Source organism: Leptospira yasudae, from assembly GCF_003545925.1.
Lineage (GTDB): Bacteria > Spirochaetota > Leptospiria > Leptospirales > Leptospiraceae > Leptospira > Leptospira yasudae.
Genome location: NZ_QHCU01000001.1, coordinates 1,023,187 through 1,039,788, shown reverse-complemented (window position 1 = coordinate 1,039,788; position 16,602 = coordinate 1,023,187). Strand labels below are relative to the sequence as shown.

The 16,602-nt window shown below is 45.8% G+C and carries 13 protein-coding genes; 6 read left to right on the top strand and 7 right to left on the bottom strand.

Annotated elements, in window-relative coordinates; genetic code table 11:
- Positions 1 to 36: 36 nt before the first annotated feature.
- From DLM76_RS05000 to DLM76_RS04980, 5 genes are all read left to right on the top strand, one after another.
- The gene (locus tag DLM76_RS05000; protein ID WP_118964499.1) at positions 37 to 1,917 is read left to right on the top strand and encodes a chloride channel protein; all 1,881 of its coding nucleotides are present in this window, start codon (positions 37 to 39) and stop codon (positions 1,915 to 1,917) included.
- A gap of 172 nt (positions 1,918 to 2,089) precedes the next feature.
- The gene (locus DLM76_RS04995; protein WP_118964498.1) at positions 2,090 to 3,613 is read left to right on the top strand and encodes an OmpP1/FadL family transporter; all 1,524 of its coding nucleotides are present in this window, start codon (positions 2,090 to 2,092) and stop codon (positions 3,611 to 3,613) included.
- 219 nt (positions 3,614 to 3,832) lie between these two features.
- On the top strand, positions 3,833 to 5,134 hold the full coding sequence (locus DLM76_RS04990; RefSeq protein WP_118954672.1) for a sterol desaturase family protein: 1,302 nt from the start codon (positions 3,833 to 3,835) through the stop codon (positions 5,132 to 5,134).
- A 97-nt stretch (positions 5,135 to 5,231) separates the two neighbouring features.
- Complete coding sequence (locus tag DLM76_RS04985; RefSeq protein WP_118954673.1) at positions 5,232 to 7,343, top strand: DUF4139 domain-containing protein; 2,112 nt, start codon at positions 5,232 to 5,234, stop codon at positions 7,341 to 7,343.
- A 145-nt stretch (positions 7,344 to 7,488) separates the two neighbouring features.
- On the top strand, positions 7,489 to 9,114 hold the full coding sequence (locus tag DLM76_RS04980; RefSeq protein WP_429946403.1) for a mucoidy inhibitor MuiA family protein: 1,626 nt from the start codon (positions 7,489 to 7,491) through the stop codon (positions 9,112 to 9,114).
- 12 nt (positions 9,115 to 9,126) lie between these two features.
- Here the strand turns inward: DLM76_RS04980 and DLM76_RS04975 are convergent, their stop codons facing one another.
- From DLM76_RS04975 to DLM76_RS04945, 7 genes are all read right to left on the bottom strand, one after another.
- Positions 9,127 to 10,158, bottom strand: a complete 1,032-nt coding sequence (locus tag DLM76_RS04975; protein ID WP_118964497.1) for a vWA domain-containing protein — start codon at positions 10,156 to 10,158, stop codon at positions 9,127 to 9,129.
- 99 nt (positions 10,159 to 10,257) lie between these two features.
- On the bottom strand, positions 10,258 to 10,842 hold the full coding sequence (cobC, locus tag DLM76_RS04970) for an alpha-ribazole phosphatase (RefSeq protein WP_118954676.1): 585 nt from the start codon (positions 10,840 to 10,842) through the stop codon (positions 10,258 to 10,260).
- A complete protein-coding gene (locus tag DLM76_RS04965; protein ID WP_425528922.1) occupies positions 10,827 to 11,618 on the bottom strand; it encodes an adenosylcobinamide-GDP ribazoletransferase in 792 nt (263 codons plus the stop codon). The genes cobC and DLM76_RS04965 overlap by 16 nt, the downstream gene beginning before the upstream one ends.
- Before the next feature lie 5 nt (positions 11,619 to 11,623).
- On the bottom strand, positions 11,624 to 12,658 hold the full coding sequence (cobT, locus tag DLM76_RS04960) for a nicotinate-nucleotide--dimethylbenzimidazole phosphoribosyltransferase (RefSeq protein ID WP_118954677.1): 1,035 nt from the start codon (positions 12,656 to 12,658) through the stop codon (positions 11,624 to 11,626).
- Positions 12,655 to 13,260 carry a DUF6580 family putative transport protein gene (locus tag DLM76_RS04955; protein ID WP_118964496.1) on the bottom strand — a complete coding sequence of 202 codons (606 nt, stop codon included), beginning with the start codon at positions 13,258 to 13,260 and terminating at the stop codon, positions 12,655 to 12,657. The genes cobT and DLM76_RS04955 overlap by 4 nt, the downstream gene beginning before the upstream one ends.
- 15 nt (positions 13,261 to 13,275) lie before the next feature.
- Positions 13,276 to 14,106 (bottom strand): LIC_13355 family lipoprotein, encoded by an 831-nt coding sequence (locus DLM76_RS04950; protein ID WP_118964495.1) that lies wholly within the window; start codon positions 14,104 to 14,106, stop codon positions 13,276 to 13,278.
- Between the two features lie 70 nt (positions 14,107 to 14,176).
- Positions 14,177 to 14,764 (bottom strand): LIC13354 family exoprotein, encoded by a 588-nt coding sequence (locus tag DLM76_RS04945; RefSeq protein ID WP_118954680.1) that lies wholly within the window; start codon positions 14,762 to 14,764, stop codon positions 14,177 to 14,179.
- A gap of 477 nt (positions 14,765 to 15,241) precedes the next feature.
- Here DLM76_RS04945 and DLM76_RS04940 point away from each other — a divergent pair, with 477 nt between their 5' ends.
- Positions 15,242 to 16,588, top strand: a complete 1,347-nt coding sequence (locus DLM76_RS04940; RefSeq protein WP_118964494.1) for a flavin monoamine oxidase family protein — start codon at positions 15,242 to 15,244, stop codon at positions 16,586 to 16,588.
- The last annotated feature ends 14 nt before the right edge of the window (positions 16,589 to 16,602 follow it).

Here is a 16,602-nt window from a genome sequence, read left to right as displayed (position 1 = left end):
TTCTTCCCTTCGTATAGGAAAACGATCGCCGCGCCCATGAAGACGGAAACAGTTAAACAACCGATTTTTCGAATCAGCGGAAGAAGATCATTATACTTTTATTGTATTCTTACCGGAATCGTTTCCGGTTTAGGAGCTTTCGTTTTCTCGAGAATTCTCGCGGTTTGCGAATATCTTTTTTTGGACCGTGCCGCCGGCCTTTCTCTTCCGCACGCTTCGGGAGAATTTTTGATCGACTCGAACGACGTACTTCAGTGGGGAATTCCTTTTTCGGACGAGTACCGACCTTGGCTTTTGTTCTTTCTTCCGATCATCGGCGGCTTGTTGACCGGTTGGATCGTAAATCGATTCTCACCCGAATCGGGAGGGACGGGATCGGACGCTATGATCGATTCCTTCCACAATCAGGAAGGGAGAATGAACCCCGTCGTTTCGCTGATCAAATCCATCGCTACGGTCTTTACTCTCGCGAGCGGCGGTAGCGGGGGAAAAGAAGGTCCGATTTCGCAGATCGGAGCCGGATTCGGTTCCTTGCTTGCGACTCTGTTGAAGGCAGGGGCACGGGCAAGAAGAACGTTGCTTCTTGCGGGAACCGCCGGTGGACTTGGAGCGATCTTCCATGCCCCACTCGGCGGAGCGTTGACTTCGGTCGAAATGATCTATCGCGAGGACATCGAAAGTGATTCTTTGATTCCTTGTATTATCTCTTCGGTTTCCGCGTACTTGGTTTACTGCGCTCTCAACGGCTTCAACACAGTATATCGTGTAGCGGACACGGAGTTTTCCAGATATACCGATTTGATTTTTTATTTAGGTCTCGGGGTTCTTTGTTTTTTATGCGGGGACGCCTTCATTCGATTTTTTAGAAAGGTGCAGAACTTTTCGATCCGTCTGAAAATTTCTCCGATCATTAAACCTGCGTTAGGTGGAATCGTGATCGGAACGGTCGGCCTTTTCCTGCCGGAGACGATCGGAACCGGAGCGGGCGTTTTACAAGTCGCACTCGACGGAAAAGACCCGGTCGGAACACAGGGAATTTTTTCATCGATGTTTCAAACGACCGGTCTTTGGTTGGTCGCTCTATTTTTCATCTTAGCGGGAATGAAAATTCTCACCACTTCGTTTACGATCGGAACGGGCGGATCCGCGGGAATGTTCGGTCCTTCGTTGTTTATCGGAGGAATGCTCGGAGGAGGAGTGGGGACGCTCGCAAAGGTTCTTGTATATCCCGATCTTTCCGTCGCTTCGTTTATCTTAGTCGGGATGGGCGCGTTTTATGCGGGGGTTGCGAGCGCACCCATCGCGGGAATGATTATGATCTGCGAGATGATCGGAAGTTACACCTTGCTTCCTCCATTGATGGTCGTTTCGATTTTGACCTTCGTGTTGAGTCATAAGCTGAGTTTGTACCGCGCTCAGAAAGAGACGAGGTTTCAATCTCCGGCGCATTTCTGGGATATGAACCGGGATTTTTTGGAAGAGATTCAGGTGAGAAGTTGCAGGAATCGGCTTCGCACGATTGCGGTCGCGCAGGAACATCGATTGCTTTCGGAACTCGAAGAAGAGGCACTCAAAATTCAAGCGAGCGATTACGTGATCGTGGACCGGGACAATCGCTATCTGGGAATTCTTTCTCTTCGCAAAGCAAGGCATACGCTCGAATCGCGAAATGTCGCCGGGAATTTGATTACGGTCGGAGACGTTACGGATACTTCGGCTCCGAGCGGAACGCTCGACGATTCTTTGGCGAGTTTATTGAAGAATCTGATCGATCAGGATTTGGATAAAATCGCGATCGTTGATGAGAATCGCTTTATCGGCTATCTGCGATTTGCCGATTTAATGAAAATCTATTTCGAAAACACATTTCCCAAAAGCGCGAAATCGGCTCCTTCGGTTCCAAAGGATGAAACATAACTCGTCGTCTGTAACGTACGCTCCAATTTTTTTCTCGACTTTTTAAGTATCGACCTATAAGATAATCAGAACTTTTTAAAAATAACTGATATTTAATAATAATATCAGCCAAACATAGAAGTCAAAATGTATCTTTGGTTCCTTTGAGAGGGATAAAAGAGGGCAGGCGAAATTGAAAATTCTCAAGTTAAAAAGAACATTCGGGATAGGTTTACTTTTAGGAATCGGCTTTGCAAAAGAAATCAAAGCCGGAAGTTACGGAGACATTTACGGCGCGCATCCTGGCGCAGCGGGGATGGGAAGTGCGGTCACGGCGATCGTCAATAACTCGTCGGCCGTGTTTTACAATCCTGCCGGACTCGGGAGGCTTTCCGAGGGGGATTTGATTCTTGCCTCGATCGAAAAAGAAGCCAGAACCAACGGTGCGGAAAATCCGGAAAACAAAGACGCTCCTCCCGCGACTCCTCCTAACGCAGATCCTGCGGCAGTCGATCCGGCAAACCAGCCCATCGTTGCAACTGGACCTTGGTACAAACGCCTTTGGGCCGATACGAAGGAAGGTTTTACAAAGGACGTTCTAAAGTATAAACCGCTCAACCGTCCGGAAAGGAACGTTCACGAAGTCAGTTTCCAATATCACTACGCGAATCCGACTTCTCACACGAACGCCCCGCGGAATCAAAATATTACAAAAATCAGAGATAGTTTCGTCGGTCTTGGATTGACTCTCAACTTGAACGATATGTTCGATCTCGGAAGAGGTCTTCGTTTCGGGATCAACGCTCTTGTTCCTGGGAGCGGAAATCTGATGACTCTCAACGATCAGAATCCAACCGTTCCACGTTATCTGCAACAGGGGATCAGCAATGAAAGACCGACCATTATGGGAGGTCTCGGTCTCGAGATCTGGAAGGATCGCCTTTTTGCGGGAATCGGTTTTACCGCAACTGCCGGAGGAACCGGAAGTATTTTGATGAAGGACGTTCCGATTTCCCCCGATCCCGTTTCGGCAAACTCACAGGTGATTCTTACCGTAAAACCTCTCGTCAATCCGACATACGGTCTGCAGTTTACCTACGGTAAATTCAGTTTAGGGGCTTCTTACAAACGGGAAACCGTCGCGCAAATCGATCCGGTTCCTGCAAGAGCGCAAACTACTTTGCTTGGAATTCAATTGGACTTCGATCTCGCGATCTTGGACGGATTCAACCCGAGAGTTTTTTCCTATGGGATTGCATTCCGACCTAACGATCGTTTGGTTCTTAGCTTTGATGCGAATCGCGAAATTTGGAGTCAGTTCAAAATGTCCCGCATCAAGGAAAAATATTCGGAAGCGTTTTACCTGCATGATACGACGAACTTTCGGATCGGAGCGGAATACTCTTTGTTTAAATTCTTAAAAACAAGGGTAGGTTTCGCGACCAAGCCGACCCCTCTTCCTGCGATGCCTGGAACCAACAACTGGATGGATTCGGATCGGAATATTTTCAGCTTAGGATTTTCCTATATATTTAGTCCGACAACGTTCCGGTTTATGAATCGTCTTCGTAAGCCGATCATCTTCGACGTCGTGTTCGAAAATCACCAGTTGAAAGCGATGGAAGTCAACAAATACGTTCCAACGGAAAGAAATCCGAATTATTCCTATGGCGGATATATCTGGACGATTGGGGTTTCCATGACTCTTTTCTTCTAAAAGAGAAGAAGTAAATCGATCGGAACATTTTATCCATAACGTACGTTAGGCTATCCTGGCCGATTGTATTTTTATAGTTCGCCTTTTTTGTTGACAATAGCGTTCGCTACAGAACCACTTTTAGCTAGGGTTTATGTTTCCGTTCTGTGGGATTCCTTAAGGAATCCTACGACTTTGCAGCATAAATTCTATAGTGAAGATGAAAGGAAGCGAACTCTAATGGAAAAGAATCTCATCGAGCTGATTACTCCCGTTTTTTTTGTGCTACTGGTTGTGGAGCTAATCGCAGGATACGCAGTTAAGAAACCGGTTTATCGTTTTAAGGATTCCGTCAGCAATTTAACCGCCGGAATTTATATGCAGGTCTTTACGGTTTTCATAACCGTGGGTCTAGTCGCGATTTATGCTTGGGTATATAAGAATTTTGGAATATTTCGAATTTCCGATACGTCCGTTTGGGGTTGGATCGCTTGTTACGTCCTGGCGGATTTTTGTTATTACTGGTATCATCGTCTCGGCCACGAGGTCAACGTACTCTGGGCCTCGCACGTCGCTCATCACCAAAGCGAAGACTACAATTACACAGCCGCGTTAAGACAGGGAATCTTTCAGAATATTTTCTCCCTTCCGTTCTATCTTCCGCTGGCGATCATAGGATTTTCTCCTTTGATGTTCGTGCTTTGCATCCAAATCAATTTCGCTTATCAATTTTGGATTCATACTCGTTTGATCGGCAAGCTCGGAATTATCGAATATATCTTGAACACACCCTCTCAACACAGAGTTCACCACGCGCGAAATCCTAAATACATCGACAAGAATTACGCAGGCACGTTCGCAATCTGGGATAGAATGCTCGGAACGTATATCGAAGAGGAAGACGAGCCGATTTACGGAATCGTAAAACCGCTTCAGACTTGGAGTCCGGTTCACGCGCAGATTCATCACTTCGAGGATCTTGCGAGAATGGCCTGGAAAACGAAGAATTGGAAGGATAAATTCCTGGTTTGGTTCAAACCTCCGGGCTGGCAGCCCTCCGATTTGGGTGAATTTCTCACACCTCCCGAAATCGATAAAAAGACATACAAAAAATTTAATACGGAAATTCCTGCGACCTTGATGACGTATTCCGCGGTTCAATTCGCGTTCGGAATCGGCGCGTCGATGATTTATATCGAATTTAAGAAAGAACTTCCTTTAACGGAAATGTTGATTCTCGGATTTTATATTCTTTGGACGTTCTGGAATATCAGCGCGATCTTTGAAACCAAGACGAGCGGTTTGATTTCCGAAATCATAAGGATGAGTTCCATAGCGGCCATTTCATTCCTTTTTCCGATGGATTTTACCGGCGTTGAAAAACTGAAATTGTTTTTGAGCAACGAATGGCTTCTCGCTTTGCCTAGAATTCTCCAGATAGGATCGATCGTATCGCTTGCGATCTTCGGAGGTTTTTTGATCAGCCAGAAACGATTCTTTTCGATTCGAGGTCAAAAGCCCCAAACACAAAGTACTTTCTGAAACCCGCTTTCTACCCTTAGGGAAAACGGTTGACCCTTTCCGGGAACCGGTGTTTCTTTTCGTGAAGAAGAAATCCGGTTTCCTGGAGAAAACCCGTATGCGAAGACATCCCTTTCGATCGTTGCGGATCGAAAAAAAGTTATTTCCGATTTTAATTCTTACCTTAATCGTTCTGACGACGCCACCCGCGCGCGGTCAGGATGAAGCCGAAGACGGCGATCCCGCAGCGGGGGAAAGACTTGCGGCGACAACCGTCGATAAACCCGATCCTTCCAAAATTCAATCCGTCGTTCTGTATTCCAGCTTTGCGTATGTTACGAGAAATCTTCGCGCCAAAATCAAAGCCGGAAGTTCCGAAATTTATCTCGGAGAAATTCCCGAGATGGTTTCCGAAAGAACGATCTCGGTTCGTTTTCCGGATTCTTCCAAGAAGATTAAGATCCGCGGAATTCGCGGAAAGATTCGAGTGGAACGAAGAGCGAGAACGAAGGAAATCGCATCTTTGTTAAAACGACAAGAAATCCTGAACGATCAGATCGAACTTTTGAGTTCGGAAATTCAGGAATTGATCGAGGAAGAAAAGACGATCGTAAAAATTTCTCCGGTCGTAAAAAAGGATCCCGCGCCTCAGGAAGAAATCGCAGATCCTGAATTCTTATCCGGCTTTCAAAAACAATATCAAGAACATCTAAACCAGTTGTCCGCAGTCCGCCAAAAAAAATTGGAAACCTTGGATCAAGTCCGCGAAGAAGGGTTGGTCGTGGACGCACGTTTGGACCATCTTGGAAGATTGGAAGCGAAACAAAAAAAAGAAATCTATCTCGAGACCGAAACTTCCGAAGATGCCGAAGCCTTGATCGAATATAAATATTTGATACCCGGCGCGAGTTGGTTTCCGCGTTATTCGTTGCAGCTTACGGACGAATCGAGAAGCGGCGATCTAAGTTGGTTCGCTCTGGTTCGCAACGATACGGGCGAAGATTGGGATAAGGTGAAACTTTTCTTTACCGCTTCCAATCCGGACTTGGATATCGATCTTCCGGTTGTTCGCGAATGGAGAATTCAAACGCAAGCTTCCATCGATGAAACGAAGCAGCAGGCTTATAACGAGATTGAGGAAACGGCCGCCTATGATCGTGCGGATGCCGCACCGAGTGCAGGAGCCGTAGCCCGCGAAAAGAAGGAAGAAGCCAAGAAAAAAAGCAAACGCGCTCCTTCCAAAGCCGACGGCTATGTGCAAAGCAACGAGCGGGCAAAAAACGCACCGGCTCCGATGGAACAATCGCGTCAGATCATTCAACAGAATTATTCCAACCGCGCGAATTCTCTCCGCACCGAAGACAATCTCAATCAGTTGAAAACCGATTTAGCGAATCAGCAATACAACTTCAACAACGGTCAATACGATCAGGCGAATTATTACGGACAAGAAGCCCTCAAGAAGTTTTCGAAACTTTCGGACTTCTCCCGGAAGGAATTAAATTCGATCGAAACGTACACGGAAGACCTGCTGCGCAAAGGAAGTTTGATTCTTTCTTCGCAAAAAGTTCCCGGCGGTTTGATCCCTCCTTCTCCTTTGGAAGGTTTTGATTATCAATACGCATCCGGAATTTCGGAAACGATTCCATCCGATCGTTCCCTCAATAAGGTTTTTCTAAAGAAGAAGTCTCTTTCTTTGACGCCCGGTTATTCCTCTTCTCCGTTGGCCGGATCGGGAGCCTATCTTACCGTCGAGGCTTCGAACTCGGAAGGAGAACCTTTGCTTGCGGGACCGATGGAAGTTTTTTCGGGAAATACTCTTTTAGGAAACACGATCGTGAGCGTGAGTAAACCGGGCGAAGCGATCCGTATGGAACTCGGTCAAGATCGCGATATTCTCGTCAATAGAAGGGAAACTTCTTTCGAACAAAAAGAAGGCGTGATCTCATCGCGGACGAAAATCAAATACAAGGTCAGTATAGAAATTAAGAACCGTAAAAAAAGAAACGCCGCCCTTACGTTGATCGATCGTGTTCCATATACGGTGGATGACAGCGTCGAAATCAAATTCGACTTCGGCAAAGACGTTCCCGTTAAGAACGAGGAAGGAATTCTTACCTACAAAATGGAACTTCCCGCCGGCGGAAAGAAAACGATCGAGTTCGAATATTCGGTCAGTCACCCCGCCGAAAATCGTCTGATCCGCACCCCGGGTTCGGGAGGATATTAAAATGAAACATTCTAATTTTAGAATATTCTCGATGTTGAAACTAAAATCCGAAACTCAAAGCGTTTCGACAAAAACACGGAAGAATTCTTCCGCAAAGAAGCGAGTTCTTCGTTTTTCCGCAAAACTTCGAAATGAAAAGTTTCGTTTGTCCATCGGGTTCTTTTTTTTGGCGGGAGTTTTCGCGATTTCCGAAACGAGCGCAAGGGAAGTCGAACTCAAGGTTCAAGACGTGACCTTATACGAATCTTCCGCCGGAGTTTTGAGAAGCGGAAGAATCAATTTGGAACCGGGTGTGAACGAACTCATCATCCGAAATCTTCCGGTTCAGCTTCAGGACGAATCTCTGGTCGCTTCCGTGGACGCAGCCGGAGCTTCGGTGGTCGGTTCCAGCACTTGGATCGAAACCGGAGCGATCATTCACAACGAAGAAGCTTTGGAACTTCAAAAGAAAATCCGAGCCTTGGAAAAGGAGATCGAAGGATACGAAGGCAAAGATTCCAATCTTAAAAATTTAAGAAGAATTCTAACTGACACGAGATTGAAACTGACGGAGATGATCTCGAAAAATCTGTTCTACAAAAAGAACGAGGCCGATTCCAAACGATGGTTTCAAAGTCTTGCCGGAAATCGACAAGCGATACAGGCAGCGCTCGGTTCCAATCAGGAAGTCAGCCGTTCGATCAAGGATCTTCGGAAAAAACTTTCGGAATTACGGGACAAGTTGGGAGTGATTCTTTCCTTATCCGAAAAATCTTCGCGGATTACGAAGGTTCTCGTAAGTTTTAACGGAACGGAAAAGAAAGAAGTCAAGTTGAACCTGACGTATCAAACCGGAGGAGTTTCTTGGAAACCGTTCTATTCGGTCCGCATGGAAGGAAGAGAAAAGATCGAACTGGAATATCTCGCCGAGATCAATCAGGAAAGCGGAGAGGACTGGAATAATATTAATCTTTTATTATCTACTTCCAGTCCGGACGTGAGCGGTAGAAGACCCCGTCTTTCCAGTCAGAAGTTATACGATCAAAAGAAACAAACGAACAAGGATAATTTGATTACTTTCCAAAGTCAGAGTACCGGCGGCGAGGCCAATGTGGCCCCTGAAGCGGAAGCTCCCGAGGCGAGCACGGAACCGACGACCGGAAAAAGCGAGGAATCGGGAAGCGGTTTCTTATTCCGTTATGCGAAACCGGTTACGCTCCTTTCCCGAAAAGAATCCAAAAAATTGTCCTTGGCTTCGTTTACGACCGATGCGACGTTCGGTGCCTTGTATGTCCCCGCGTTAAAACGTTATCCGCTCATTCGGGGAAGTTTTAAAAATCTTTCGGAGTTTCCGATTCTTCCCGGAGAAGCGGCCGTATTCCGTCAGGCGGGAATGGTGGGGACTTCGAATTTCGGTTATATCAGTCCCGGTGAAAAGGCCGAAATTTCTTTCGGTTCGGAAAACGAAGTCCGCGCGATCTATCGAAAAGAATCCAATCAGACCAAGGAAGGAATTCTTTCGGGAACGAAGGTGATCGAAAAGTTGATCCGAGTCGAACTCGAAAACTTCGCGAAAGAATCCAGAACGATTTCGTTTCAGGAATCGATTCCGGTTTCCGGCGTGGAAAGCGTAAAGATCTCCATCGATTCGAATACGACACCCGGTTATACCGAAGTCAGAAAGGATTCCGGAATCTTAGAATGGAAACTCGATTTGAGACCGAATCAGAAACAGGAAATCCGTTTGAAGTATAAGGTCAGCTTCCCTTCGGAATACGATCTGAACCTGTGACGACTAACGTGTTTAGCGGAGTTCCTCTTCTTTGGAGATTCCAAGAGGAGAGGGAACTCCAGTCATATCCCATAGTTCCAAAACTCCTGTTAAGAAAGTCTGCTTTGGAATTTCGATCGTGATGATTCCTTTTCCTTGAGGGAGATCGAAACACGCGCTTTTGCTTAAAAGTAAACTCTCCGGGGCCACGATTCGTTTCGGACCTAGGTTCCGATTGGAAGAATCGGTTTTTTGTTTTAGGTTGAATACCACGCAGTTCGAAGGATTGGCTTGCGTTTTAAAACCGAAGTCGATCGTATACGTCGTTTTTGAATCCGATTCCTGATTTCTATGAATTTTTTCGAACCATACGATCCGGTCCTCGTTCGATTCCGGAACCGGATCGGTTTGATGTCCTGCCGGCGCGGAAACGTTTTGATTTCTTAAAGAATCCAAAGCGGAATAAAAAGAAGAATCGTCTTCGATTCCGAAATATTTACCGTCGCCTTCTTCGGTTAGAATTTTCATCTGATGTTCTTCGTTCGGTTTTAATCCAAGACCGAGAATATGAAATTTAAACGGAATTCCTTTTTGTTTTAAAGCTTGAAGTTCTTTTTTCGGATCGCCGTAACAACTTTCGACTCCGTCCGTTACCAAGATGATTTCCGTGTCTTTTTTTCTCTGAGAGATCAGGCTTCCAGCGATTCGAATCGATTCCGCAAGAGGAGTCGCGCCCGAAGGCGTTAAACCGAAGAGGCGATTCTTAAAAGCGTCGTGGCTTCCCGCCTCTAAAGGATGATACAACCTCGAAGAGGAACAGCCCGGAACTCGATTCCCATACGCCATAAAACCGACCTCGGTTTCGCTCGGAAGCACCGACACATAGCGACTAACGTGTTTTTTGGCGAGATGGATTTTTTGATAGATTCCGAGATATTCGTTCATCGATCCGGATGCGTCGATGATGAATAATTTCGAACGCTCTTGGTTTTCCGAAGAGATCTCCGTTCCCGTACATAAGAATACAAAAAATAAAATAAGTACTGATTTGAAAAAAGTTCGCATACTAAGAATTGTATCGGCGAATCCGAAAAAATCTATCTATGGCGCGTTCGGTTTTCGACAAAAAACTTTGCGTTTTCGTAACGTAGAAGCGCTTAAGAATCACCGATTCCAAAAGATCAACTTGGAAAAAAATTCTGTCCCATTCTTCGTAATACCGATTTTGCTGACCGATCCGTAGTGCAACTCGAAGGAAAAACTTTGTTCCAAGGGGATGTTCAACAATCTGCATAAAACGGCTCGGATCACCCCCGCGTGGGTCACGATGGCGATCGGAGAATTTTCGGAAGTGTTTAAGATTTCGTCCAAGTAGTCGGAAACCCTTTCGTTCAAATCGAGATAGCTTTCGCCGCCGGGAGGACGCGCTTTTACGAAGTCTTTCGTCCAGACTTCCGATTCGGAGCGAGGAATCGCCGACCAGAGTTTTCCTTCCCAGATTCCGAAATCCAGTTCCATTAAAGAATTAGAATATTCTAAACGAACGGGTCGGTTTTCGGTTAAGAATTCGGCGAGTTTTTTACAACGGGAACTGGGACTGGAATAGAACGTTTGCGGAAGCGCCGGGAGCTTTTCAAGAACGTTTGAAAATTCGGATAGAAAATCGGATTGAAGAGGGACATCCGTTCTTCCGTAACAAGTTCCGGACGGAACATCCGGAGTCGTATGTCGGATTAAATAAAGTTCCAAACGATCGTAATTCCCAGATAAAAAAGAAGTTCGGTTCCTTGCTGCGTAAAACCGAGACAATCTCCCGTAAATCCTTCGATCCATTTTTTAAAGTAACTTCTAAAATAGAGAACGAACAAAAACGAAAGGAAAAAACCGAGCAGAACGTTTATGATCTTTTCCTGATATTGATACGCGAAATAGATCGCGGGGGAACATCCGAAAAAAACCGAAAGAATAAAATCCGAAAGGGGAAGCCGTTTGACCATCGGTTTGGATTTCGACAGATCGTTATCTCTCGCGTAAGGGATCAACATCATCATGACCAATGCGAACCATCGGCTCGCTGCGTGTGCGAACCAGGAAACGGATAAAAAAATCCAAGGCGACATTTGAAACAACTTCACCAGAAGGAGATATTTCAAACCCAATGAAAGAATCAATCCCAAAGAACCGAAGGTTCCGATTCGGCTGTCCTTCATGATTTCTAAAATTTTTTCCTTACTCCATCCTCCTCCGAATGCGTCGCAGACATCGGCGAGTCCGTCTTCGTGAAACCCGCCCGTAATCAAAACGCTCGCGATCATTCCGAGGATCACCGAGATTTCAACGGGTAAGATCCAGGAAAGAAAGAAGGTGGTAAAGGAGGCTCCGCCGGAAACGATCCAGCCGATGAGCGGAAAGTAACGAGAGGAACGGGAAACGGTCGCTTCGGAATAAACGTAAAACGGAGGAACGGGAAGTCTTGTATTGAACATCCAAGAAGCGCAGAAACGATTCCACTCTTCTCGGATCATAGATATCAACGTTTTTGATCCACTTTTGCGGATTCAAACGAGGCCATGTCTTTGAGAAAGGTCACGGCGGATACGACGATCGGATAAGCAATCGCACAACCCGTTCCTTCTCCGAGTCTGAGTCCCAGATCGAGAATCGGTTTTGCGTTCCATTCTTCCAATAGATATGTGTGACCGGGTTCGACGGACTTGTGACAGAAAACCGCGTTCTTTACGATCACCGGTTCCATTCTTTGCGCGATTAAGAACGCCGATGTCGCGATGAAACCGTCGATCAAAAGAATTCTTCCTTTTTTGGCCGAATCGATCATAGCCCCGACCATCATCGCGATTTCAAAACCGCCGAACGTCTGTAATACGTCGAACGGCGTTTCAAGGGAAGCTTGGTATTTGCGGAGACATTCTTCCAAGATCACGATCTTTTTTTGAAAACCTTGGTCGTTGAGTCCCGTACCTCTTCCCGTAACTTCCTTTAAGTCCTTGTTAAGAACGCTCGCGGTGATCAGGCTCGCAGAGGACGTATTTCCGATCCCCATTTCACCGAACCCGATAATATTACAATTCTTTGATACGGATTCAGTGGAAACCCAAGCCCCTCTTTCGATGGCTTGTGCGCATTCTTCCTTCGTCATTGCGGGTTCCATCAGAATGTTTTTTGTTCCGAAGCCGACCTTGGCTCCGATAAAATCCGGATTTATGGAAACCGAATCGTGAGGGAACGCGAAATCCACTCCGGCGTCCACGACTTTCAAACGAATGGAATTCTGTTTACAGAACGAGTTGATCGCCGCTCCTCCATTCAAAAAATTGAATACCATTTGATAGGTGACTTCTTTCGGATACGCGCTGACGCCGGAATTTGCGAGACCGTGATCGCCCGCAAAAACGAGAATATGAGGATCTTTGAGTTCGGGAGAATCGGTATTTTGAATCAAACCGATTTGAAGTGCAAGAGATTCCAAAGCCCCCAGAGAACCGGGAGGTTTGGTTTTTAGATCGATCTTACTTTGTAATTTCGTAAGCAGTTCATTCAAGTTCAAACAGAAAGTTCCTTCTCTGTCTCGACGCCGGGGTTTGTAAAATTCGCTTTCACTTTCAGTTCAACGCGATCCAGAACCCCGAAAAGTACGGGAGTGTAGATCATGTTTCCGAGCAGAGTCCCACCAAAATAAGGGATAGCCGCGATATAGCAAGTCAATAAACCGACGGACGTTTTAGGATAGAGAGAAGAAAATGCCCAAACTGAAAAATTCGAAAGAATGAAAAATTGAACACTCGCTAAAAGAGAGACCGCCGCTACGGAAACGAGCTTGTCGTTGTTCTTCAAAAAGATTCTTCCCAAGAACACGTTCACGAGAAGCGAACAGTATACAACAGGAAGTCCTTCGTAAAACCAATCGAAGCCGTGAATCTTAGATAGAATAAAATCGGTAACAAGCATCATGAACATCGGATAGGCGAACGCCTTCCAACCTTGCACTCTTGCCCCCGAGTAAACGGTCATAGCTCCCACCGAAGTGAAGTTAGACGGGTGCGGTAAAAAACGGGAGATTCCGGAAAGAATCACGCCGAGTATGGAAATCGTATCCTCTGAAGCGAATTTTGATTTCAGATTTCGTAAAATTTTATCGAGCAGTTGCATTCAATTCTCCTAATATTATGGACTGACTTGTTTGGCGATTACGCCGTCGATGTCCGGATTTTCGTTGGAACCCGGAATCGGAAGGGAAGTAAGAATCGCTTTTGCGGATGTAAGTTTTACGTAAAGAAATCCGTTTGTTTGAAGCTCGGTTTTTAAAGCCCCGCTGCAACCCGTTCCGGAATTTCCGAAATTCGCATCCCCGAGATCAAAGGAATCCCCTCCGCCCGATGCGAATAAAGTGGTCGAATTCATCGGATTCGTGATTTGATTGTAATCTACGTATTTCAGTCCGGCGAATCGAAGCCAATTGGTAGGGTTATTCGAGAAAGTCCCGCCGCCGGTATAGGTCGGATTCCAACCGCACCAATTGGTTTGATCGTTGCCGACTTCGACGATTACCGGTTCTAAAAAGACGGTATTTACGTTTCCGCTTACTTGAAACGGATTTTCGAAGACGATAAAATCCGCACCGATCGTATTTGTGACTTTTTTACCGTTCCATCCAAGAATCAAGGAAGCTCCGGCCCCATTCGTATCCAATGTAAAAACGTCGAGAGAGCCGTTAAAACTTCCCATCCCCAAAACGCCGTCAACGGCGCAGAGCGAATCCTGAAAACCTGTGTTCGTATTTGCGGGGGCACTTACGATTTCTTTCGCGTTGTAAACTCCGGTTTGATCGATAGCGATTCTATCCTTACAAGGTCTGGAAGTGGAACCGGATTGTTGAATCTGAGCTAAAGCAAGAAGCCCGACGACCGATTCCGTATTATCGGAAGCATTCTCTTTACATGCAATGAAGGCCATAAGGAGAATTGAATATACTAGAATGAGAATCGTTTTTTTCATGAATGAGTCCAATTTAAACAAAGCTGTAAATGAGACGGACGCCGGAAGACGTCCGTCTCATTAAGAATTCTTAATTCGTTTTAATTTCCAAACGACTCCAGGGAGATGGGTCGAATCCGCTGTTTAAACCGCAACCTGCGTTGATGCTTGCAGTGTTGGAATAGGTATCAAGATTATCCGCCTTTGCTTGCTCGAGAGTGTTTTGGTTGTTTACACCGGAAAGATCCGGACAAATATAGAAGTAACCGCTATTGTATGTCCAACGATACCACGCGAATTTTCCTTTGGAAAAAGTGGAATCTTGAGTGAACTGAACATAAACGACTTTTCTAGAGAGGTCGATTTCCATAATATCTCCGATCAATTGGCTTGCTCCGAAACCGGCATCTTTATCGTTTCGAGAAATTCTAGAATTAGTAATCGTATACGTTCCTTGAGAAATTGTTCCTTTTTCCGTGAACGCTGCTCCTGCGTAATCGGGAGTTCCGTTATAAAAGGTCCAAGAACCAGCAATCTCGAAGTTATTCGCGATGATCGCAGCAAGAAGAAGATTATTATCGTTGTTATCCTCTTCCTTCTTCGTTTCAAAACAATTCACCAATCCGAGAATCAGAAAAGTTACCGCAAAGAGTTTCCAATGGAATGAAAGTTTCTTCATGTTGTTACCTGCAAAAGTTTTCCTTTGTCAGGGTAGAAAAGATTCTAAATTGAGAATGTATAAAATTCGATTTAGAATCCGCTCTAAGCGAATGGATTGAAAAATTTGAATTTTCCACTCGGGTCCCCCGACGTTCGTCTTTCGGGACCCCATCGCGGACGCATGAAAAATGCAAAGGCGAGTTTCGAACTGTCCCTACCTCGAGGACGTTGTTCGCGGGGAAGATCTGGCTGTCCGATTCTAAAACTAAAATCGAATTCACAGTTGCGGGTCAGCGTGGGAATTTCACCCAACTTCCTCCCTGAAAGCTTATGGACAGGGGAAAATCGGAAGCTTGTACGGGCAAGATTTTTTTCCCAGAAGGGAGAATGAGACGGATTTCCAAAAGTACGATCAAAATGATTCTTAAAATGCAAGATTTTGACCGAAAATAAAAGAAAAGGAATCTAACTTTCCAAATTCAATTCGGACAACCCAATGAAACTAAGCAGATCGGAGTTTATCAAACTTGGAATTTTGACCGCAGCAGGCATTTCCGGCCTTCCTGGGATGAATTTACGGGCGCAAGGGACGTCTTCCCCTCAGAAGACCGTGATCGTGCTTGGCGGCGGAATTTCAGGGCTTTACGCTTCCTACCTTTTGGGCAAAACCGGAATCAAGGTAAAACTCATCGAAGCGACGGATCGATTGGGGGGAAGAATCCGGACTGTCGCCGATGGAAGCGGCAACGTTTTGGATTTGGGCGCCGAGTGGATTCAAAACGAACATAGAACCGCAAGAAGTTTAATCCGCGAATTGGGTTTAAAGACGACCGACTTCGAAGTTCAATCGGATTTGTTTTTCGGATCGTATCAGAAGTTCGGCACTTGGGACATTTCTCCGAAGTCGCAAGAGATTTTGAACAAACTCGTTCAGATGAATTCTAAAATCAATTCCACGCAGCAACAGGAATTGGATCGAATCAGTTTTTATAATTTTCTAACCTATCAGGGAATGACTCCGGAAGATTTGAACGTATTGAACTTTAAATATTCCTTATATTATGGAGATTCTCTTCGTTCCTTATCCGCGCAGAAGGTTTTGTCCGATCTCGTCAACTTTCCGAAGTACAATACGCGCGTCGAAGGCGGGATGGAAGCGTTGGCAAAAGCGCTCGTTTTCTCATTGGAGAATACCGAAACCATCTTTGCCGATCCGGTCGTTTCCGTAACACAAGGAGAAGGGAAGGTCTCCGTAACGACCGCATCCGGAAAGAAGCTTGAAGGCAGCGCTTGTATTTCCACGCTTCCCGCAAATCAATTAACGTCGATTCAATGGGACCCCGAATTGGATAAGGAAAAGAAATTGTCCGCGTTGCGAATCCGTTATTCCAGAATCTATAAGACTTTTCTAATGCTTCGTGAAGCTCCTTGGAATCGGGAGAATTTTTCAGCGTATTCGGATTCGGTCGCCGGTTTTATCTACGACGCGGGAACCAAGGCCGGTTCCGAAGACAAGGTTCTCGGCATGATCGCGACGGGGGATCGATACGACGTATTTGCTTCTTCCACGGACGCAATGAAAGTGGAATACATCCGTCTCGCGCTCGAACGTTTGGGACAAAAAAAAGATCTGCAGGTTTTAAGAATTCAAAGCAGCGAAGTATCGCATTCTAAATTCGTTCCTCCGGGAATCGCGACCTTTCCACCTGGAAGTTACGGTTCGATCATCTCTTTGTTAAAACCCATGGATCGAATTTTCTTTGCGGGAGAACACACAGCGGAAATCAACGGAACGGTGGAAGGCGCTCTCACCTCCGCGATCCGCGCTGTGAATCAGGTTTAAAGTCGAATCGTATT